The 19,701-nt window shown below is 61.5% G+C and carries 20 protein-coding genes and 1 pseudogene; 15 read left to right on the top strand and 6 right to left on the bottom strand.

Annotation, left to right across the window (positions count from 1 at the left end; translation table 11 throughout):
- The first annotated feature begins 48 nt into the window (after positions 1-48).
- The 4 genes from J4E63_RS07630 (at position 49) to J4E63_RS07620 (ending at position 2,713) form a co-directional block, all read left to right on the top strand.
- Positions 49-813, top strand: a complete 765-nt coding sequence (locus tag J4E63_RS07630) for a hypothetical protein (protein WP_207281531.1) — start codon at positions 49-51, stop codon at positions 811-813.
- 76 nt (positions 814-889) lie between these two features.
- Positions 890-1,477 (top strand): hypothetical protein, encoded by a 588-nt coding sequence (locus tag J4E63_RS07625; RefSeq protein WP_060738272.1) that lies wholly within the window; start codon positions 890-892, stop codon positions 1,475-1,477.
- A gap of 145 nt (positions 1,478-1,622) precedes the next feature.
- Positions 1,623-1,880, top strand: a complete 258-nt coding sequence (locus tag J4E63_RS30790) for a transposase (RefSeq protein ID WP_237140769.1) — start codon at positions 1,623-1,625, stop codon at positions 1,878-1,880.
- Positions 1,877-2,713, top strand: a complete 837-nt coding sequence (locus J4E63_RS07620) for an IS3 family transposase (protein WP_259333607.1) — start codon at positions 1,877-1,879, stop codon at positions 2,711-2,713. The genes J4E63_RS30790 and J4E63_RS07620 overlap by 4 nt, the downstream gene beginning before the upstream one ends.
- A 674-nt stretch (positions 2,714-3,387) precedes the next feature.
- On the opposite strand, the gene J4E63_RS07615 is transcribed toward J4E63_RS07620, so the two are convergent.
- The 3 genes from J4E63_RS07615 to J4E63_RS07605 all read right to left on the bottom strand — a co-directional run bounded on the left by J4E63_RS07615 (position 3,388) and on the right by J4E63_RS07605 (position 6,182).
- On the bottom strand, positions 3,388-4,104 hold the full coding sequence (locus J4E63_RS07615) for an alpha/beta hydrolase (RefSeq protein ID WP_092472662.1): 717 nt from the start codon (positions 4,102-4,104) through the stop codon (positions 3,388-3,390).
- A 65-nt stretch (positions 4,105-4,169) separates the two neighbouring features.
- Positions 4,170-5,282, bottom strand: coding sequence for a M14 family metallopeptidase (locus J4E63_RS07610; RefSeq protein WP_207281530.1), 1,113 nt, complete (start codon positions 5,280-5,282; stop codon positions 4,170-4,172).
- A 120-nt stretch (positions 5,283-5,402) separates the two neighbouring features.
- On the bottom strand, positions 5,403-6,182 hold the full coding sequence (locus tag J4E63_RS07605; protein WP_207281529.1) for an ABC transporter substrate-binding protein: 780 nt from the start codon (positions 6,180-6,182) through the stop codon (positions 5,403-5,405).
- Positions 6,183-6,999: 817 nt separating this feature from the next.
- Here J4E63_RS07605 and J4E63_RS07600 point away from each other — a divergent pair.
- Positions 7,000-7,285: pseudogene (locus tag J4E63_RS07600) on the top strand (fructose-bisphosphate aldolase).
- 232 nt (positions 7,286-7,517) lie between these two features.
- On the opposite strand, the gene J4E63_RS07595 reads toward J4E63_RS07600, so the two are convergent.
- Entirely contained in the window at positions 7,518-7,952 is a 435-nt protein-coding gene (locus J4E63_RS07595; RefSeq protein ID WP_207281528.1) for a rhodanese-like domain-containing protein, read from the bottom strand.
- A 103-nt stretch (positions 7,953-8,055) separates the two neighbouring features.
- On the opposite strand from J4E63_RS07595, the gene ftrA reads away from it, so the two are divergent.
- Positions 8,056-9,015: a transcriptional regulator FtrA gene (gene ftrA / locus J4E63_RS07590; protein ID WP_207281527.1), complete on the top strand. Its 960-nt coding sequence runs from the start codon at positions 8,056-8,058 to the stop codon at positions 9,013-9,015.
- 168 nt (positions 9,016-9,183) lie between these two features.
- Here the strand turns inward: ftrA and cobF are convergent, their stop codons facing one another.
- Together cobF and J4E63_RS07580 are read right to left on the bottom strand one after the other, a co-directional pair.
- The gene (gene cobF, locus J4E63_RS07585; RefSeq protein ID WP_207281526.1) at positions 9,184-9,942 is read right to left on the bottom strand and encodes a precorrin-6A synthase (deacetylating); all 759 of its coding nucleotides are present in this window, start codon (positions 9,940-9,942) and stop codon (positions 9,184-9,186) included.
- On the bottom strand, positions 9,939-10,517 hold the full coding sequence (locus J4E63_RS07580) for a histidine phosphatase family protein (RefSeq protein WP_207281525.1): 579 nt from the start codon (positions 10,515-10,517) through the stop codon (positions 9,939-9,941). The genes cobF and J4E63_RS07580 overlap by 4 nt, the downstream gene beginning before the upstream one ends.
- A 300-nt stretch (positions 10,518-10,817) precedes the next feature.
- On the opposite strand from J4E63_RS07580, the gene J4E63_RS07575 reads away from it, so the two are divergent.
- From J4E63_RS07575 to J4E63_RS07535, 9 genes are all read left to right on the top strand, one after another.
- Positions 10,818-11,672, top strand: a complete 855-nt coding sequence (locus J4E63_RS07575; protein ID WP_060738282.1) for a MurR/RpiR family transcriptional regulator — start codon at positions 10,818-10,820, stop codon at positions 11,670-11,672.
- 2 nt (positions 11,673-11,674) lie between these two features.
- Positions 11,675-12,319, top strand: coding sequence for an isochorismatase family cysteine hydrolase (locus J4E63_RS07570; RefSeq protein ID WP_207281524.1), 645 nt, complete (start codon positions 11,675-11,677; stop codon positions 12,317-12,319).
- Positions 12,316-13,668 carry a glutamine synthetase family protein gene (locus tag J4E63_RS07565; protein ID WP_207281523.1) on the top strand — a complete coding sequence of 451 codons (1,353 nt, stop codon included), beginning with the start codon at positions 12,316-12,318 and terminating at the stop codon, positions 13,666-13,668. Before J4E63_RS07570 ends, J4E63_RS07565 begins: the two co-directional genes overlap by 4 nt.
- The gene (locus J4E63_RS07560) at positions 13,652-14,404 is read left to right on the top strand and encodes an N-formylglutamate amidohydrolase (RefSeq protein WP_207281522.1); all 753 of its coding nucleotides are present in this window, start codon (positions 13,652-13,654) and stop codon (positions 14,402-14,404) included. The genes J4E63_RS07565 and J4E63_RS07560 overlap by 17 nt, the downstream gene beginning before the upstream one ends.
- A 71-nt stretch (positions 14,405-14,475) precedes the next feature.
- The gene (locus J4E63_RS07555; RefSeq protein WP_207281521.1) at positions 14,476-15,825 is read left to right on the top strand and encodes an APC family permease; all 1,350 of its coding nucleotides are present in this window, start codon (positions 14,476-14,478) and stop codon (positions 15,823-15,825) included.
- Between the two features lie 111 nt (positions 15,826-15,936).
- A complete protein-coding gene (locus tag J4E63_RS07550; protein WP_207281520.1) occupies positions 15,937-16,953 on the top strand; it encodes an arginine N-succinyltransferase in 1,017 nt (338 codons plus the stop codon).
- Between the two features lie 61 nt (positions 16,954-17,014).
- The gene (astA, locus tag J4E63_RS07545; RefSeq protein WP_207281519.1) at positions 17,015-18,049 is read left to right on the top strand and encodes an arginine N-succinyltransferase; all 1,035 of its coding nucleotides are present in this window, start codon (positions 17,015-17,017) and stop codon (positions 18,047-18,049) included.
- 218 nt (positions 18,050-18,267) lie between these two features.
- Positions 18,268-19,041 (top strand): hypothetical protein, encoded by a 774-nt coding sequence (locus J4E63_RS07540; protein ID WP_259333600.1) that lies wholly within the window; start codon positions 18,268-18,270, stop codon positions 19,039-19,041.
- A complete protein-coding gene (locus J4E63_RS07535) occupies positions 19,038-19,679 on the top strand; it encodes a transposase (RefSeq protein WP_207281518.1) in 642 nt (213 codons plus the stop codon). The genes J4E63_RS07540 and J4E63_RS07535 overlap by 4 nt, the downstream gene beginning before the upstream one ends.
- Positions 19,680-19,701 lie beyond the last annotated feature (22 nt).

Here is a 19,701-nt window from a genome sequence, read left to right as displayed (position 1 = left end):
GGCGAGGCGGTGCTAACGTGACGGCCCACCTCCGACAAGGATGATCGCGTGCTGCTGCTCAAACTGCTGGTGATTCCCGCGTTCCTGCTACTGATTTCCCGGGCGGGCAGGCGTTGGGGACCGGGCGTGGCCGGCTGGCTCTCGGGGTTGCCGGTGGTGGTGGGGCCGATTCTGTTGTTCCTGGCCGTGGAGCAAGGCGAGGTGTTCGCCGCGCAGTCGGCGACCGCGGCACTGGCGGCCATGTTTGCAATGATCGCTTTCTGCGTGGTGTACGCCCAGGTTGCCCAGCGTCGTGCCTGGCCCTGGGCGTTGGGCATCGCGCTAGGCGTCTGGGCCTTGGTGGCGTTGATCCTGTCCTGGCTACCGGCTTCGCTGCCGTTGTCGAGCCTGATCGCCCTGGTCGCGCTGCTGGGGGCGCCGTATCTGTTCCCGACGGTCCGGCCGGTGATGAGCGGGCCGGCGGCCAAATCCGACAAACTGCTGCTACGCATGATCGCCGGCGCGCTATTGACCCTGGCGGTGACACTGCTGGCCAGCACCGTAGGCGAACGCTGGAGCGGGCTGCTGGCGGTGTTCCCGGTGCTGGGCAGTGTCATGGCGGTGTTCTCCCAACAAACCCGTGGGCCGGCCTTCACCGCCGCGCTGCTGCGGGCGACGGCCACCGGCATGTATTGTTTCGCCGCCTTCTGCCTGACCCTGGCTCTCGCCCTGCCAGTGCTGGGCATGCCGGCCTTTGCCTTGGGCGTCGCGGTGTCGGTGGCCATGTTGCTGGTGACCCGCCGCCTGCTGGTGCGGGCGGCATCGCCAAAATGACGGTCTCTTGCTGGAGTCCGGTACGACGCCCATGGGATGATCGGTCTTCAAGCGCGACCATCTGTGGAGATTTTCAATGTCATTGCTGAGTAAACAAGCCGCCGTCCTGTTGCTGGGAGCCATCGCCAGCCTGGTCGTGGCATCCGCCCAGGCGGCCCCAGCCAAACCTGCCAGCGATGCACCGGCGCAGAAGGTGTCGATGCTGGGCGGCAAGTTCACCTTCACCTTGCCCAAGGGTTTTACGGCGACGCCATTGCCCGCCGGTGAAGCCGCCCAGGGCACCGCCGGGGCGACGGGGACGATGTACAGCAATGCCACCAGCAAGACCGTGGTGATCGCAGCGGAAAACATCATCATCGACGGTGCGAATGTGAAGGATGACGATGGCACGTTCCTCGACACCACCATGGCCGACTTCGCCGCCCAGCGCCTCAAGTCCCTGCCGGATGCCAAGATCCTCAGCGAAAAAAGCCTGAAGCAAAAAGGCACCGGCCTGGGCCTGCGCCAGCTCGACACCCGCGCGACCCAGGGCGGCGGACCAACCCTCGACACCACCTTGCTGGGTGCCTCCGGCACGCGCATGGCGGTGGTGCAGATCATCTCCCGGGCCAGCGACAAGACCGGCCATGAAGCGTTGGTGAAACAGATCGCCAGCGGTCAATAAGCCCCCCCGGAACATGTGGGAGCCGAGCTGAACTGGCCTAATGATTTTGGACACTTCAATCGGGCGCTATGATGGCGCCCAAATCTGAGGTGTTTTGGTTATGCGTAAATCTTACTCCAGTGAGTTCAAACTCAAAGCGGCCAGCATGGTGCTGGACGAGGGACAGTCGGTTCCCGAAGTCTGCGCCAGCCTGGATATTGGGCCCACGGCGCTTCGCCGCTGGGTCGATCAGGTTCGCAAGGAACGCTTGGGTTCGACCCCGGTGGGCGCCAAGGCGATTACCGCTGATCAGCGTGAAATTCAGCAGCTCAAAGCGTTGCTCAGGCAAAAAGACCTGGACATTGAAATCCTAAAAAAGGCCAGTGCTCTCCTGCTTTTGGACTCCAAAGATCATTCTCGTTGATCAATGAGCTGGACGAGCAGTACGGCATTAACAATTGCTGTCGGGCGTTTGGAGTCAACCGCAGCAGCTTTTACGCCTGGCGTCAGCGCCAAGGCAAAGTGAAGCCCGAGCGGGAGAAACTTAAAGCCGTGCTGGTCGAGCATCACAAGGAGTCCAGAGCATCCGCGGGGTCTCGCACCCTTTCCAAGGAGCTGCAAGCAAAGGGACATCGTGTCGGGCGGCATATGGCTCGCAGCTTGATGCGCGAAGCCGGTGTTGCCAGTCGTCAGCGCCGGCGGCACAAGTACAAATCTTCCGGCGTGGAAGCGTTGGTGGCGCCGCACGTGCTCAAGCGCAAGTTTGATGTCACGGCGATCAACCAGGTGTGGTGTGGCGATGTGACGTACATCAAGGTCGGCAAGCGCTGGATGTATTTCGCGGCGGTGCTGGATCTGTTTGCTCGCCGGATCGTGGGCTGGTCGTTTTCAATGATTTCCGATGCCTCGCTGACCTGCGAAGCGTTGCGAATGGCGGTGCAATTGCGAGGTTGCCCAAAAGAGGTGCTGTTTCATTCCGATCAAGGCTGCCAATACACCAGCCACAAATTCAGGAATGAAATGCGCAAGCATGGACTCCTGCAAAGCATGAGTCGCAAAGGTGAGTGCTGGGACAACGCCCCGATGGAGCGTTTCTTTGGGAGCCTGAAGTCGGAGTGGGTGCCAGAAGATGGCTACAGCTCGGAGCATGAAGCCCGCGTGGATGTGCAGCGTTATGTGATGCGTTACAACAACGTCAGACTCCATAGCTACAACGACTACCGGTCGCCGGTAGCTATGGAGAAACTGGCAGCATGAAACCGTAACTGGTGTCCAAAATTAGTTGACCAGTTCAAGCTTGCTCGCGATGGCGTCGGCACACCCAACCTTGAGGCAAGCTGACCCACCGCTATCGCGAGCAAGCTCGCTCCCACAGGGTTCTGTATTCGCCGAAGAATCGAGGACAATCACCATCAAAAAATGTGGGAGCGAGCTTGCTCGCGATGGCGTCGGCGCACTCGACTTTGATGCAGGCTGACCCACCGCTATCGCGAGCAAGCTCGCTCCCACAGGGTTCTGTATTCGCCGAAGAATCGAGGACAATCACCATCAAAAATGTGGGAGCCGAGCTTGCTCGCGATGGCGTCGGCACACCCAACCTTGAGGCAAGCTGAACCACCGCTATCGCGAGCAAGCTCGCTCCCACAGGGTTCTGTATTCGCCGAAGAATCGAGGACAAGCACCGTCAAAATGTGGGAGCGAGCTTGCTCGCGATGGCGTCGGCACACCCAACCTTGAGGCAAGCTGACCCACCGCTATCGCGAGCAAGCTCGCTCCCACAGGGTTCTGTATTCGCCGAAGAGTCGAGGACAATCACCATCAAAAATGTGGGAGCCGAGCTTGCTCGCGATGGCGTCGGCACACCCAACCTTGAGGCAAGCTGAACCACCGCTATCGCGAGCAAGCTCAGCTCCCACAGGGTTCTATTTTGGTCAGGGGTTGAGCCGCTCCAGCCAGGCCCGCAGGTCCTGCACTTCCAGGGCACTGATGCTGTGGCCAACGCCGGGGTAGGCATGGAATTCCGGTTCCAGCGCCAAGGTCTTGAGGAAAGTGTTGGCCTCGGTGCCATCGTGGTAGGGAATGATCGGGTCGGCCGTGCCATGGCCGATGAACACCGCCAGCGTCCGTCGTGACTCGTCGGGGGTCAGTTCCGCCCGCAGCGCCGACAGGACCCGCCCGCCCATCGCGGCAATGCCGCCGACGGCTTCGGGGTGTCGCAGGGCCACTTCGTAGCTCATCATCGCGCCCTGGCTGAACCCCACCAGGTAGACCTTGCTCGCGTCGGTCGAATACTTGGCCCGGGCCTTGTCGATGAACTCCAGCAGCATCTGGCCACTGGCCTTCAGGTCGGAGGTGTCACCGTCGTAGGCGCCCTCGCCCTTTTTGGCGAACCACTGGTAACGGTCCTGCTCCATGCTCTTCGGCGCCCGCACCGAGAGGTAGTTGTAATCGCGCGGCAACTCGTCCTTGAGTGCGAACAGGTCCTGCTCGTTACTGCCGGAACCGTGCAGGAAGATCACCAGCGGTCGGTTCCGAGCCTGCTCATCGACTTGGGCCAGGTAGTTGAGCGGCAAGTCCGTGTGCAGCGAAGGTTGGGCCTGCAACCCGGACGAGACCAGCAACAGGAACAGGGCAAGCGCTTTGAACATCGATCTTCCTCCATCGTTTCGATAGCCGCACGGCAAGGCCCGTGCGGTGAGGTAGACAGCAGTTATCAGTCGTTGATCAATTTCCCCGTACGAATCGGTTCACGCCCAGCGACTTTTGCCTGCCAGATCCCCGGCTGCGTGTAGCGCCCGCGGTCCAGGGCAAACAGCACGCCACTGGTGCCGGCCCGCACGGTGGTGACCCGATCATTCAGCGGATCGACCACTTCGAACAGCGGATCGCCCCGCTCCACCCATTCGCCAGCCTCCCGCAGGAAACTCACCACGCCGTGGTGCGGCGCGAACAGGTATTGCGTGCCTTCGAACGGAAAGCCTTCGCAGCACTCGCTGGGTGCGGGCGGCCAGTCCCCAGCGATAAGTCCCTGCTCGGCGAGAAACCCGAGGATGGCTTCACAATTGGCCTGGGCCTGCTCCACCCGAGTATCGCCCATGCTGCCCAATTCCAGCGTCGTCGCCAGGTTCGCCGGTGGGATCGCCGCCCCAGGAAAGGCTTTGGCCAGGCGCAACCAGGGCGAGGAGCAGGATTCATCGAACGAACTGCCGCCCGAATCCTCGCACAGCAAGGCCACACCGGCTTTCAAGCGTGCGGCCAAAGAACGCCACTGCGGCCACTGCTGTGGCAAGGCATACAAATGGATCGCGGCCTCGAAATCGCAATGCAGGTCCAAGGTGATGTCGGCATCGCAGGCATGGCGCAGCAGCAGGCGATGCAGCGCTTCGAGTTGCGAAGGGGCTGGCGGCAGGTCATCGAGGACCTCGGCCATGGTCTGGCGGATCAAGGTGATATTGGCGGCCGGGTCGTCCCCCAGGCGATCACCGATGCGTTGCGCCACCGGCGCACTGAGCTCCACGAAGGAACGGTTGAAATTCTTGCCGCTGCCCAGTTCGAAACGCCCCATGTGGGCGCTTTGCAGGTGTTGATCCAGGCCGATGGGGTTGGCCACCGGCACCAGTTCGATCACCCCCTTGAGCAAACCCTGGGCCTCCAGATCCTTGAGCCGCTGCTTCAGCTCCCAGGCGGTGCGCATGCCCGGTAATTCATCGGCGTGCAGGCTGGCCTGGATGTAGGCCTTGCGCGGCCCATGGCCGTAGCGAAACACACTGAGCCGGCGCTCGGTGCCCAGGTGGCTCCATGGCAGGGTATGGTCGATGCGTTGCATGAAATCTCCGAATGAGCAGGTGTAGGAGCTGTCGAGTGCAACGAGGCTGCGATCTTTCCCCAGACACTTGAATCTCAAGCGAAAGATCAAAAGATCGCAGCCTTCGGCAGCTCCTACCGATTAATGCCCGTAGACGTCAAAGGCGAAGTATTTGTCCTGCACTTTCTTGTACGTGCCGTTGGCGCGGATTTCGGTGATGGCTGCGTTGAATTGATCGGCCAGGGCCTTATCGCCCTTGCGCACCGCAATGCCGGCACCGCCGCCGAAGTATTTCGCATCTTCATAGGTCGGGCCGACGAAGGCGAAACCTTTGCCGGCGTCGGTTTTCAGGAAACCTTCGTCGAGGTTCACCGAGTCGGCCAGCATGGCGTCGAGGCGGCCGGCGACCATGTCCAGGTTGGCTTCCTGCTGGGAGCCGTAGCGCACCAGGTCGATACCGGCGGGCACCAGCACTTCGGTGGCGAAACGGTCATGGGTGCTGGCGCGCAGCACACCGACTTTCTTGCCCTTGAGTTCGGTCAGCGGATCCTTGACGTCGGAGCCTTCCTTCATCACGAAGCGCGCTGGGGTGTGGTAGTACTTGATGGTGAAATCGACGTTTTTCTTGCGATCGTCGGTGATGGTCATGGACGACAGGATCGCGTCGATTTTTTTCACTTTCAGCGCAGGGATCAGGCCATCGAACTCCTGCTCGACCCAGACGCACTTGACCTTCATCTGTTCACACAGCGCATCGCCGATATCGACATCGAAGCCGGCCAGCTTGCCGTCGGGGGTTTTCATCGAAAAAGGCGGGTAACCGGCTTCGATCCCGAGGCGGATCGGCTTGGCGTCTTCGGCCACGGCCGACAGGGACAACACGGACAGTGCCAGGGCACCGAACATGGCTAGCTTCTTCATTTTCGCTCCTGAGTGTGCAGGGGTTTTTATTGGCAATTATTGGCAGATTCGTAGGCAGCGTTCGGTCAACGAGGAACCGAAGTGGCCGGGAGTCTAGAGGGGTGCTCAGGAGGGGAATTGTGTAGAAGCGACAATTAGTTATAAAAATAGCTTGGTTTGTAAAAGGCCAAAGCGAGGCGGCTTTATAGCCGGCCTGTCTCTTTGTCGTACTCCGCTCCAACTGTGGGAGCGAGCTTGCTCGCGAAAGCGGAGGGCCAGTTTGCGGTGATGTTGGCTGTGCCTACGTCATCGCGAGCAAGCTCGCTCCCACAAGTTTTTGATGCTCCGCGTTCCGTTTCTGAAATCAATTGCTCCCCCTGGCCTTCTGAAAATCTCGTAGGAATTCACTCACCGTGGCGAGGGAGCTTGCTCCCGCTGGGCTGCGAAGCAGCCCCCTCTTTTCGTCAGACCAACCCCATGCCCCAGGGTTTACGGCGGCTGCGCCACCGAGCGGGAGCAAGCTCCCTCGCCACAGGGTTTGTGGCCGTCCTACAGGTCGGTTGTTGCCTCAAAAATCCCCTTCTATAGTCTGGTTCACCTGCTGGCTTTGGTCAGTGGGGAGGGTTTCGCAGCCCTAACAACGGATGAGACTTTGCACCGTCGAATGAAAACTCAGGCAAACTTGCCCGCGTTCGTTTTATGGCGGTTGCGCGTGGGAGACTTTCGGGTCTGCCGGGTTTGGTCTCTTCCTCGGTCTGCGAACCCGCGCGCAACTGCCGCCCGTTTGATTCGCAGCAAACAAGGTGGCAATTCATTTTCCTTGATAGAGCCCAACCTTATGACGACAAATCAATCATCTAACCGCTTTACCCCGCTAACCCCCCATCGCCACCACCCAACCCATCCTGTTCATCGATAAAACGGCCCCGCTGCCCGAACTCCACGCCTGCGTCAGCGAACGCCTGCACGCCACCCTCGACTACCTGACGCTCATGGCCTGTACTACCCTGCGCGACTCAGCCGAGACCGACATCAATACCGTCACCAACATCGCCCGGATCATGGTCCAGGATGTGGCGGATGTTTTTGGGGTGATTGAACAGCGCGGGCTCGAAGGGCACTAAAGCTTCCCTGAGAAGCGAGCTTGCTCAATATCCTCATCGACAGTTACATCGCCTTCGCGAGCAAGCTCGCTCCCACAGGGTGAACGCGTTCACTCTGAACCAGGCCGGCTATAAGACCGCCTCGCGTTTGATTTTGATCTGGGGCGCCCCGTTAAACCACGCTGGCCGATCGCAGGCATTTGCGCAGCGGGCATCCCGGCATGAATGCGGGATAGCCGCACAGGGCAAAAAGTCAGCAGTCGCAGCGGATCGCCTCGTCCGCCACGCGCTCCACCGAACCGGTCAGGCGAAAGCCTTCATCGAGCCAGCCCATGATGCCGCCAATCATTTCCTTGACCGGATACCCCAAAGTCGCCAAACGCACCGCCGCCTTGTTCGCACCATTGCAATGGGGGCCGGCGCAATACACCACGAACAGGGTGGTCTTGGCATAGGCGGCCAATGCCTGGGCGGTGAGCGTGCGGGTCGGCAGGTTGATCGCCCCGGGTACGTGGCCGCGTTCGTAAGCCAGCGGTCCGCGTACATCCACCAGCACAAAATCGACATTGCCGGCCTGTTGGCTGGCGTGAACGTCGGAACAATCCGTTTCGAATGACAGACGACGGCTGAAATGCTGTAGGGCGATATCGGAAGGGGCGGCAGGCACTTCGCGAACCAGGCTGGTCATGGGGGTGTACTCCAGGGGTAGATAAAGGCGTGAAGAGACTTTATCCCCCCGAGGCTTGCGGCTACAGTGGCGTACAAGACACTCTGTGGGAATTTTCCGACAAATGCAGCCTCTACCGGGTCTGGTCGCGATCCTCGCCTACGACGGCCTATGCACCTTTGAATTCGGCGTTGCCGTCGAGATCTTCGGATTGGAGCGGCCGGAATTCGATTTCCCCTGGTACGAGCATCGGATCGTCGCGGTCGATGACGGTCCGATGCGCGCCATGGGTGGCTTCCAGATATTGGCCGATGGCGGCATGGAACTGCTCGAAACCGCCCGGACCATTGTCGTGCCAGGCTGGCGCAGCCGCAGCGAGCCACCTTCCGAGGCGTTGCTCGATGCACTACGCCGGGCCCACGCCCGTGGGGCGCGCCTGCTGTCGATCTGCTCCGGGGCCTTCGTACTGGCCGCCGCCGGGCTGCTCGATGGCCTGGGCGCCACGACTCACTGGCGCTACACCGACGAACTGGCCAAGAGCTTTCCCGCCGTCCGGGTCGACCCGGATGTGCTGTACGTGGACTCGGGACAGGTCATCACTTCGGCGGGCAGCGCCGCCGGCATCGATGCCTGCCTGCACCTGGTGGCACGGGATTATGGCGTCCAGGTCGCCAACACCGTGGCGCGCCGATTGGTCATGTCACCGCAACGTACGGGCGGCCAGGCGCAGTTCATTCCCTCGCCGGTCAGCCGTACGCCACGCAGCGACCTGTCGAGCGTCATGCAATGGGCCCGCGAGCGCCTGCACGCCCCCCTCGGTGTGCGCGAACTGGCCAGCCAGGCGGCCATGAGCGAACGCACCTTCCTGCGCCACTTCACCCAGGCCTGCGGCATGTCGCCCAAGGCCTGGCTGCAACACGAACGCCTGGCCCGGGCCCGCGAGCTGCTGGAAAGCACCGGCGACAACACCGACAATATCGCGCAACTGTGTGGCTACCGCTCGGTGGAAAGCTTTCGCGTGGCGTTTCGCAGCGTCGTGGGGTTGGCGCCGTCGGTGTATCGGGAGCGGTTTGGAAGGGGGTAAATAGCCTACTGGCGATGAAGCTGTCGAACGCTGTCAGGGCGAGGGAATACAGGTGGGAGCAAAGCTTGCTCGCGATATGAGCGCGTCGATTTCTGGAAGACTTACATCGCCTGTATCGCGGGCAAGCCTTGCTCCCACATCCCTCTCGCCACAGGTTGATGTGCGGCATCATTGAGGCTTACGCAACAAATACGTATCCATGATCCACCCATTGGCTTTTCGCGCGGACTTGCGGGTGCGTTCGATGTCATCGGCCACATCCCCCAGCCGGCCGGCGATCAGGATTTCATCCGGCGTCCCCACATAGGCGCCCCAGTAAATCTGCGTATCGGGATCGCTCACCTGGCGATAGGCATCCTCGGCATCGAGCATCACCACCACGCTCGCCGCGTCGCCCACCTGCCCCGTCGCCAAACGGCGTCCGGTGGTGATTTCCAGCGCACCACCAATGCTGTTCAACGGCACTTTGTGCCGGGCGGCCAGGGCCTGGACACTGGTGATACCCGGGATCACCTCGAACTCGAAGGCGCAACGGCCCCCGTCGAGAATAGCCTGCAGGATGCGCACGGTACTGTCGTACAACGCCGGATCGCCCCACACCAGAAAACCGCCCCGCTGCCCATCGGACAGTTCTTCATCGATCAAGCGTTCGAAGGTGGCCTGTTTCGCACGGTTCAGCGCTTCGACGCTGTCCTTGTAGTCCAGGTCGCCGCGTTGGCGTTCCGGGCTGTAGGTTTCGACGAAACGGTAGGGGCGATCAACGATGTAGCGTCGACAAATTTCGCGCCGCAGGTCCAACAGTTTGTCCTTGGCCGGGCCCTTGTCCATGAGGAAGACCACGTCCAAACGGTTCAAGGCTTTCACTGCCTGGATCGTCAGGTGATCCGGATCGCCGGCCCCAATGCCAATGACTGACAACCTCTTCATCGCGGCGACTCCTGGCCAGGTTCCTGGGTGCGCAATCGCCATACGCCGTTGAAACGCAACTCCAGGGTGGACAACGGTTCAATGTCGATTCGATTGAAGGTGGCGGCCGGGCAGCCCAAGACGTTCATCAAGGCTGCGCGGATCACGAAGGGGTGGGTGACGGCCAGCAGATGCCCCGGTCGGGTTTCCAGGCTGACCAGCCAATCCCCGACACGGCGACACAACCGGGCGACGGACTCACCGCCATGGGGAGCCGCCTCGGCATCGTCGAGCCAGGTTTGCAGGGCCTGCGGTTCCACCTTGAGCAATTCATCGATGGATAACCCGCGCCAGCGTCCCAGATCGCAATCGGCCAGGGCCGGGTCCACCTCAAACTCGTCGCCGAACAGCGCGGCCGTCTGGCGAGTGCGCAGTTCCGGCCCGCACAGCAGTTGCCGGACGTTTCGATAGCCATGCTCGACCTGCCCGCGTCGCCTCAACCAGTCGGCGTCCAGCGCCTCGTCCACGCTGAAGCGCGCCTGTTTCTGGGAAACGGTGCGGGCGTGGCAGATCAACGTCAGGCGAGTGGCTTGCACACTGGATTCTCGGGTAATCGAACGGGTCGCATGGACGGGATATTCACGGGTTTAGTTGTACAGCACCTTATACGAAATCAAATAAGTGAGACAAAAAGGAGCTATGTCCTACATGTCCAAGATGCAACGGCTGACATACTCACTCCACCCGGCCGAGACCAACTCCTACAGGGTTTTCGCACAACTTTGGAGCATTTTAAACGGAACGTAAAAACCACTGGACATGTAGCACCAGCTACATAAATACTGTTTTCAGGAGTTATGAAAGAAATTCAACATTCATCCAGGCAAGGAGCACGGATGCCGCCCCTCAGAGACCTGATCACCGATCCCGGCCTGGTGTTGACACCGTCGGAGCGCAAGGTCGTCCGTGCCCTGCTCGATCACTACCCACGCAACGGCCTCGGTCCGATGTCACGCCTGGCAGACCATGCCGGCGTCAGCGACCCGACTATCGTGCGGCTGGTGAAAAAACTCGGGTTTGGCGGTTATGCCGAATTCCAGGATGCGCTGCTCAGTGACATGGACCATCGCCTGCGCTCCCCTCGCACGCTGCTGCAACCGCGGGCCAAGTTGCAGCAAGGCGATACCTGGAGCCAGTACCTGGCCGCCAGCCAACGCAACCTCGTCGACACCCAGGCCCTGACCCAACCCGAAGACGTGCGCATTCTCGTGCAGTGGTTGCTCGACAGCCGCCACCAGGTGCATTGCTTCGGCGGGCGCTTCAGCAGCTTCCTGGCCCATTACCTGCTCAACCATTTGCGGCTGCTGCGCGCCGGCTGTTTTGCCCTGGAAGACAATGCCCAACTGCCTGACCGCCTGTTCGACGTGCAGCGCCAGGACGTGGTGCTGATTTTCGATTACCGCCGCTACCAGGCCCAGGCCCTGCGCGTGGCCAGCGCGGCCAAGGCGCGGCACGCCCGGGTCGTCCTGTTCAGCGACGTCTATGCTTCGCCGTTGCGCGAGCTGGCCGACCTGATCATCAGCGCCCCGGTGGAATCGGCGTCGGCCTTCGACAGCCTGGTACCGGCGCTGGCTCAGGTCGAGGCCCTGATCGCCTGCCTGACCCTGCAATGCCCCGAGCTGGCCGAACGCCTGGAAGGCATCGATGCCCTGCGCACGGAATTCAACACGCACCTGCTGGAGGAAAAATAAGGATGTTCTCGCTCCCCCACCACTCGCCCCGGGATTTGCCGTTCACCCGCCAGCACACGGCCCTGCTGTTGGTAGACATGCAACGCGCCTGGCTGGAACCGCAATTCGATGCCCACCTGCACAGCCCCGAGGCCAAGTATTTCCTACAACGGGCTCGCCAGCAGGTCATTCCCAATCAGCAGCGCTTGCTCGAGGCGATGCGCGCGGCGCAGCACAACGTGTTGCACACCCACATCGAAAGCCTCACCGCCGATGGCCGCGACCGCTCCCTGGATCACAAGCTGTCGGACATGCACCTGCCCAAGGGCAGCCCCGAGGCGCAGATCATTGCCGAGCTGACGCCGCAGGAAAACGAAATCGTGCTGCCCAAGACCTCCTCCGGGGTGTTCAATTCCACCAACATCGATTACGTGCTGCGCAACCTGCAGACCCGGCACCTGATCGTCGCCGGAATCGTCACCGACCAGTGCGTCGACATGGCCGTGCGTGACGCCGCCGACCGCGGCTACCTGGTCACGCTGGTGGAAGACGCCTGTGCGACCCACACCGAACAACGGCACCTGGCGTGCCTGAACGCGATCAAGGGCTATTGCTGGATCACCGACACCGACACCGTACTCGCTCGTTTGCAGGAGATGCAGCCATGAGCCGTCTCGATGCCGCTGCCCTCCTCGCACCGCTGCCGGTCACGACCCTGGTGACCACCGACCTGATCGGCGTCACCCGTGGGCGCTCGTTTCCCAGCGATGAGTTGCCCCACTACGTCACCGCCGGTTGCGGCTGGGTGCCGGCCAACAGCGCGTTGACGCCCCAGGATGTCATCGCCTCGACCAACCCCTGGGGCGCCTATGGCGACCTGCGGCTGGTACCGGACCTGTCCAGCCGGGTGACCGTCAACAATGGCCCCGACGCCCAGGCGCCGGCCCTGGACTTCATCCATTGCGATATCCGGGAGACCGACGGCCGGCCCTGGAGCGCCTGCCCGCGCACGCTGCTGCAGGACGAAGTGGAGCGTTATCGCAGCGAACTGGGTCTGCAGGTTTTCGCCGCGTTCGAGCATGAATTCAACCTGGCTGCCGTGCCTGCGCAGCCTGATCGCCTGGCCTTCAGCCTCCAGGCCCAGCGCCAGCAGGCCGGCTTCGCCGGGTGGCTGCTCAGTGCCCTGCGGGCCGGCGGCGTCGAACCGGAAATGTTCCTGCCGGAATACGGCAAGCAGCAATACGAGATCACCTGCCGCCCGACCCTGGGCGTGGCCGCTGCCGATCGGGCGGTGAACGTACGGGAAATCACCCGCGAGATCGCCCGGCAGATGGGCCTGGACGTGAGTTTTGCCCCCAAGACCTCGGAAAATGCCGTGTGCAACGGCGTGCATCTGCATCTGAGCCTGCAAAACCTGAGCGCAGACCCGGTGCTGCATGACGCCGCCAGCAGCAATGGCTTGTCCAGCCTCGGCCAGCATTGGGCCGCGGGGGTGCTGCATTATCTGCCGGCGCTGTGCGCGCTGACCGCGCCGACGCCGTTGTCCTACGAGCGCCTGCAACCTCATCATTGGAGCGCATCCTATGCGTGCCTGGGACAGCGCAACCGCGAAGCGGCGCTGCGCATCTGCCCGACGGTGAGCCTGGGTGGCAAGCCGCTGGCGAACCAGTACAACCTGGAGTTTCGCGCCATGGACGCCACCGCCTCACCGCACCTGGCGATGGCCGCGCTGTTGATTGCCGGGCGACTGGGTATCCAGCAACGGCGAGAACTGCAGGCTGTCACCGATGAAATACCCGATGAGCTGGATGAAACACAACGTCGCGCCCGTGGCATTATCGCCCTGCCGACAACCCTGGCCCAGGCACTGGACTGCCTGCGCCACAGTGGGGCGCTGCTCGAGACCCTGCCCGGCCCGCTGGTCGAAACCTATTTCGCCTTGAAGGCCCAGGAGCTGGCCTTAACCCAGGCGCTCTCACCTGCCGAACGTTGCGAGCACTATGCACGAATCTATTGAATGTGCTGAATCGGGCCTCTACACCAGGCCAGCCTATCGACTGACCCGGGAGGAATCCGACCACCCGGTGCTGCTGGTGTGCGAACACGCCAGCCGTTTCATTCCCGCGGCGCTGAACGACCTGGGCCTGGATGAAACCGCGTCCCAGGAACACATCGCCTGGGACATCGGCGCCCTGCTCCTGGCCGAACGCCTGTCCGAAACCCTCGGCGCGACCTTGCTGTCGGCCAATTATTCACGGCTGTTGATCGACCTCAACCGCCCGCTGCACGTGCCGGACAGCATTCCGCCCCAGAGCGAGATCTACCAGGTCCCGGGCAACCACGACCTGGACGAGGCCACGCGCGAGTATCGCCAGCAGCGCCTGTTCCATCCCTTCCATGATCGCTTGCGGGCGCTGATCGACCAGCGCCTGGCCGCCAACCGGCCGGTGCGCGTGGTGGGCATCCACAGTTTCACCCCAGTGTTCTATGGCCAGCCACGCGCCCTGGAAGCCGGCGTGCTGTTCGGCGAAGCCAAGGAGTACGCCCAGCGCATCGTCGACGGACTGAGCCGGCATTCTTTGCGGGCAGCGGGCAACCAGCCCTACAAGATCAACCCCCTGACCGACATGACGGTCCCGGTGCACGGCGATGGCCGCGGCCTGGACTCGGTGCTGATCGAAGTGCGCAACGACCAGCTGCGCAGCCCCGAGGGGGTACGGACCTGGAGCGCCTACCTGGCGCCCCTGCTATAGCGGCAGCGGCAAGTTACCAGCGACAGACAGCAAGCAAGCGCAACCCACACAGCTGAAAAGGAAAACGGCTCATGAGCATTGAGGCATTTGGCTACAAACAGGAATTGAAACGCGGCCTGTCGCTGACAGACCTGGTGGTATACGGGATGATTTTCATGATCCCCATCGCACCGTTCGGCGTGTATGGCTACGTCAACGCCGAGGCTCCGGGAATGGTGCCGCTGGCGTACATCATCGGCATGGTGGCGATGCTGTTTACCGCCTTGAGCTACGGCAGCATGGCCCGGGCCTTTCCGGTGGCAGGTTCGGTCTATTCCTACGCGCAACGAGGCCTTAACCCACACGTCGGGTTCATCGCTGGCTGGCTGATGCTGCTGGACTACCTGCTGATCCCGCCGCTGCTCTATGTCTACGCCGCCATGGCGCTGAACCATTTGTACCCGGACATTCCCAAGGTCGGTTTCATCCTGGCATTCCTGGTGAGCGCGACCTTCGTCAACCTGCGGGGCATCACGTTCACCGCACGGATGAACATCATTTTCCTGCTGGCACAGCTGGTGGTGCTGGGGATTTTCCTGTTCTACGCCTGGAATGCCCTGCACGGCGGGGCCGGTCACGGCCAACTGACCCTGGCGCCGCTGTACAGCCCGGAACACTTCAACTTCGCCCTGCTGATGCAAGCCGTGTCCATCGCGGTCCTGTCGTTCCTGGGCTTCGACGCCATTTCCACCCTGGCCGAAGAAATCAAGGGCGACCCGGGCCGCAGCGTCGGCAAGGCTGCGTTGGTGACCTTGCTGGTGATGGGGGCGATTTTCGTGGTGCAGACCTGGATCGCCACCGATCTGGCAGCCGGCATGGGCTTCAAGTCCGCCGATACCGCGTTTTATGAAATCGCCGAATTGGCAGCCGGCAGTTGGCTGGCCACCTTGACCGCGGTGGCCACAGCCCTGGCCTGGGGCGTAGCGGTAGCGATCACCTCCCAGGCAGCGGTGTCGCGCCTGTTGTTCGGCATGGCCCGGGACGGCCAGTTGCCCAAGGTGCTGGCCAAGGTCCATCCGAAACACAACACCCCCTACATGAGCATCTACCTGGTGGCGGTGCTGTCGTTGCTGATCTGCTACCTGTTCATCAACGCCGTGGACACCCTGACCTCCCTGGTCAACTTCGGTGCCCTGAGCGGCTTCATGTTGCTGCACATCACGGTCATCAACCATTACTGGCGCCGCCAGAGCTCCGGCCAACTGATTCGTCACTTGATCTGCCCGCTGGTCGGCTTCGTGATCGTCGCGGCCATCATGTACAACATGGGCGTGGCCGCGCAGAAACTCGGCCTGATCTGGATCGCCGCGGGTGTGGTCTATCTGTGCCTGCTCAACAAATTCGGCAGTCGTACCGCCCTGCCCGATCCGGCGGGTCAATGAGAAACGGCGGTCGAAGGGTTCGGCCAGCCATGGTTGTAACGCGTGGACATCGACAGTGATCGTCAAGCCCGGTGCCGGTCACCGGGTTCTCTGGGAACAGGAGTGCAATCCATGCTGGCCTTACGTCCAGTTCAATTAGCCGATCTGCCGCAACTGCAACGACTGGCCCGTGACAGCCTGGTGGGCGTCACGTCGCTGCCGGACGATACCCGGCGGCTGGAGGAAAAAATCCTCGACTCGTGCGCCTCGTTCGCCGCCGATGCGCAGGGGCCGGGGGCAGAGAATTACTTTTTCGTCTTGCAGGACCTGGAATCCGGACGCTTGGTCGGTTGTTCGGAAATCCTCTCCAGCACCGGTTGCAACGAACCGTTCTACAGCCTGCGCAACCGGCCGTTTTCCAGCGAATCCCGGGAGTTGAACATCCAGCACGGCGTACCCGCGTTGTCACTGTGCCAGGACCTCAACGGGCAAACACTGCTGCGTGGCTTCCACATCGACACCGAACGAGTGCGCACGCCGGAATCAGAGCTGCTATCCCGGGCCCGGCTGATGTTCATCGCCGCCCACCCCCAGCGTTTTGCCGAATCGGTCATCACCGAAATCGTCGGTTTCAGCAGCGAAGACGGCCAGTCGCCCTTCTGGGACGCCATCGGCCAGCACTTCTTCGACCTGCCCTACGCCGAAGCCGAACGGTTGTGTGGCTTGCAAAGCCGGACCTTTCTCGCCGAGCTGATGCCGCAGTACCCGATCTACGTGCCCATGCTGCCACCCGCAGCCCAGGCCTGCATCGGCCGGGTGCATCCCGACGGCCAGGAAGCCTTCGACATCCTCGAACGCGAGGGTTTCGAGACCAACAGCTACGTCGATATCTTCGACGGCGGGCCGACCTTGCATGCCCGTATCGCCAATATCCGTTCCATCACGCAAAGTCGCACCACTACGGCCAGGCAGAGCCCTCAGATTGACGCACGGGGCCTGTACCTGGTGAGCAACGAGCACCTTGCCAGCTACCGGGCCATCGTCGCCGAGCTGGACGTCGGCGCCGACGGCCCTGTGGCCCTGTCGCCCGCCATGCTGACGGCCCTGGACATCCAGGATGGCGCGCGGATCCGGGTGATTGCCCTATGAACCTCACTCGATCCCATGACCTGCACCGACGTTTGGACCGGCACGATGAAGGAGCTGCATCATGATTGTCCGTCCGGTGGCCCTCACCGATCTGCCTGCCTTGCTGGACCTGGCCCGTTGCGCGGGCCCGGGGTTTACCAGCCTGCCGGCCAACGAAGAGCGTCTGGCCCACCGCGTTCGCTGGGCCCAGCGGACCTTCGCCGGCCAAGTCGAACGTGCCGACGCCGACTACCTGTTCGTGCTCGAAGACGATGACCGGCAGGTGGTGGGCATCAGCGCCCTGACCGGGGCGGTGGGGCTGCGTGAGCCCTGGTACAACTATCGGGTCGGAGTCACAGTCAGCTCGGCGCCGGAATTGGGAATCCAGCGGCAGATCCCGACGCTGTTTCTCAACAACGAGATGTCCGGGCAATCGGAAATCTGCTCGTTGTTCCTGCATCCCGAGCAACGCCAGGGGCACAACGGACGTCTGCTGTCCCTGGCGCGTCTGCTGTTCGTGGCCGAGTTTTCCCAGCTGTTCGGCGAAAAACTCATTGCCGAGCTGCGGGGCCATGCCGACGAACGAGGCTGTTCGCCGTTCTGGGACAGCCTGGGACGGCATTTTTTCCAGAAGGATTTCAGCTACGCCGACCAGTTGTCCGGGATGGGCAACAAGTCGTTCATCGCCGAGCTGATGCCACGCCAGCCGCTGTACACCTGCCTGCTCACCGAACAGGCCCAGGCAGTGATCGGCAAGGCTCACCCGAATACCGAACCGGCCCTGAAGATCCTCAGCGCCGAAGGTTTCAGCCATAGGGGCTACATCGACATTTTCGACGGCGGCCCGGTGATCGAAGCGCCGGTGTCGAAAATCCGCAGCGTACGCGACAGCCAGGCGCTGACCCTGGCCATTGGCACTCCGGACGAACAGGCACCGGTCTGGCTGATTCACAACCGGCGCCTGGAAAACTGCCGCGTCACCAGCGCCCGCGCACGCCTGCATGGCAACAACCTGCTCGTCGATCGCCTCACCGCCAAACGCCTGCAAGTGCAACCGGGTGATACGGTACGCGCCGTGGCGTTGCTCAGGCAGGGGCAGCAGGCAGTGGCGGCATAGCCTTTCTCGCGCCTCGTACACCGATATCCGATCACCGCCGCCCCGGCGGCCGGTCTTATCGTCCTGCCAAAAGCGCAGCGTTGCCGAGTTGCCCCGTGCTGCCTCTTTAACAACTCAAGTATTGTTCATCGGCAATACTTCCCGACAATTCCATAATTGCCTCCACCTCCTCCCAAAACCATACTTGTGCCCATCGCCCTACTGTAACGAACCCGCTCATGATCAAGACTCTGATTTCCACGCACCGGCCGCCTGAAGAGATTGCAGAACAAATAAAAACATTGGACATGACCGCGCAAATCAATCAATTAATTGCCGAGCTGAACAACCAGCCAACATTTGCCACTGCCCGTTCTCGACGTGCAGCCATCATGAACATTACCAACTTGCACACGGCCACCATCACGTTGCATTGCACGAACATTGGCAATATCAGCATCAAGCCACTGGCATCCGTCGATGTCTCTTCGCAACTGTATTCAATACCCGGCCAAAGTATTCTGTTCGCCGTTGATCGACCATTCGACGTACAGCGATATACCCTCAAGGGGCCTCGGCTTGAAAAGGCCGATACCGTACGCATAGATAAAAACAACCCGCTGGTGATCGATGGCAGCCGGACACTCTTTGACTACTGCCGCCCAGCGCAAACGAACACCGGGCTGATGGGCAGGGTCAATCTGCCGGACAGGAGTGCAGACATCGGTGTATTCGATCGTGCCTCGTTACGCAAGGTCGCCTGGTTGCCCCATGACGACAGCGCCGCCCGCTACCTGGTGAGCCTGGAGCTGCTCGAAACGGTTCAAGACCCCGAACGCAGCCGCGTCGCCGGGGAGCTGGTCTACCACTATCACCCGGCCGTGGCGTGGAAAGCCTTCCAGGTGCTCTATCGGGCCAATCCCCAGGACGCCTTGAGCTACATTCCGCTCCTGAAAAAACACCGGAATTCGCGCCTGGACAACTTGCTCCAACCGTTCGAGCAGGCGGCATGAAGCTGGAAGCCTTTGTCGAGCGATTGAAAACCCATGACCTGCGGCGAGATAAATCCCGGATTATCGAAGACCTGCGGCAGTTGGCCAACAATCGCGCTTTGTTGAGCGATCATCTGTACACCACGATCCAACGAGAGGGCTTTGATACCCGCAGCAGCCTCTATAACGCCTATGGGTTTGTTCTGCACCGCAATGACTCGTTCAGCCTTCGTTTGAATTTCTGGGCACCGGCAGGAACCCCTGATGAAAAAGAAACGTTCATCTATAACCTGAACCACAGTCACGACTTCGAGATTTATGCCGTTGGCTACAGCGGTGACGGCTATACCACTATCACCCGCGAGATACTCGACGACCTACCGCTGCAAAAGAATAAGAGACCGCGCCTGGGTAAAGAGCGACAACTAAAACTTGCACCCGGCGAAGTGCTGTACATGCCCGCACTCAAAGAAATCCATAGACAGATCCCGCCAATGTCAATGTCGGCCTCATTGAGCCTGCTCGTTCATCCGCAACATTGGCTCAAACTCGATGAAGCCTGGTGTTTCGATAAAGACTACCGACCGCTTCACCCGGGTGTAGCGACGCAAGAAATCGCGCTATTCACAGACACGTTGTCATTGCTCAACACCGGATAGTCATTTCGTTGTCCGGCATTTA

It is taken from the genome of Pseudomonas sp. FW300-N2F2 (assembly GCF_017351655.1).
GTDB classification, from domain to species: Bacteria; Pseudomonadota; Gammaproteobacteria; order Pseudomonadales; family Pseudomonadaceae; genus Aquipseudomonas; species Aquipseudomonas fluorescens_AA.
The sequence above is the reverse complement of the archived record's forward strand: the minus strand, read 5'-3'. Positions and strand labels throughout refer to the sequence as shown.

Coding starts and splice junctions, on each gene's coding strand:
- J4E63_RS07605 (WP_207281529.1), bottom strand. CDS start 6,182: ATGAAGAAGCTAGCCATGTTCGGTGCCCTGGCACTGTCCGTGTTGTCC.
- J4E63_RS07615 (WP_092472662.1), bottom strand. CDS start 4,104: ATGTTCAAAGCGCTTGCCCTGTTCCTGTTGCTGGTCTCGTCCGGGTTG.
- ftrA (WP_207281527.1), top strand. CDS start 8,056: ATGCAGCCTCTACCGGGTCTGGTCGCGATCCTCGCCTACGACGGCCTA.
- J4E63_RS07570 (WP_207281524.1), top strand. CDS start 11,675: ATGTTCTCGCTCCCCCACCACTCGCCCCGGGATTTGCCGTTCACCCGC.
- J4E63_RS07625 (WP_060738272.1), top strand. CDS start 890: ATGTCATTGCTGAGTAAACAAGCCGCCGTCCTGTTGCTGGGAGCCATC.
- J4E63_RS07610 (WP_207281530.1), bottom strand. CDS start 5,282: ATGCAACGCATCGACCATACCCTGCCATGGAGCCACCTGGGCACCGAG.
- J4E63_RS07595 (WP_207281528.1), bottom strand. CDS start 7,952: ATGACCAGCCTGGTTCGCGAAGTGCCTGCCGCCCCTTCCGATATCGCC.
- J4E63_RS30790 (WP_237140769.1), top strand. CDS start 1,623: ATGGTGCTGGACGAGGGACAGTCGGTTCCCGAAGTCTGCGCCAGCCTG.
- J4E63_RS07540 (WP_259333600.1), top strand. CDS start 18,268: ATGATCAAGACTCTGATTTCCACGCACCGGCCGCCTGAAGAGATTGCA.
- J4E63_RS07550 (WP_207281520.1), top strand. CDS start 15,937: ATGCTGGCCTTACGTCCAGTTCAATTAGCCGATCTGCCGCAACTGCAA.
- J4E63_RS07535 (WP_207281518.1), top strand. CDS start 19,038: ATGAAGCTGGAAGCCTTTGTCGAGCGATTGAAAACCCATGACCTGCGG.
- J4E63_RS07560 (WP_207281522.1), top strand. CDS start 13,652: ATGCACGAATCTATTGAATGTGCTGAATCGGGCCTCTACACCAGGCCA.
- J4E63_RS07575 (WP_060738282.1), top strand. CDS start 10,818: ATGCCGCCCCTCAGAGACCTGATCACCGATCCCGGCCTGGTGTTGACA.
- cobF (WP_207281526.1), bottom strand. CDS start 9,942: ATGAAGAGGTTGTCAGTCATTGGCATTGGGGCCGGCGATCCGGATCAC.
- astA (WP_207281519.1), top strand. CDS start 17,015: ATGATTGTCCGTCCGGTGGCCCTCACCGATCTGCCTGCCTTGCTGGAC.
- J4E63_RS07555 (WP_207281521.1), top strand. CDS start 14,476: ATGAGCATTGAGGCATTTGGCTACAAACAGGAATTGAAACGCGGCCTG.
- J4E63_RS07565 (WP_207281523.1), top strand. CDS start 12,316: ATGAGCCGTCTCGATGCCGCTGCCCTCCTCGCACCGCTGCCGGTCACG.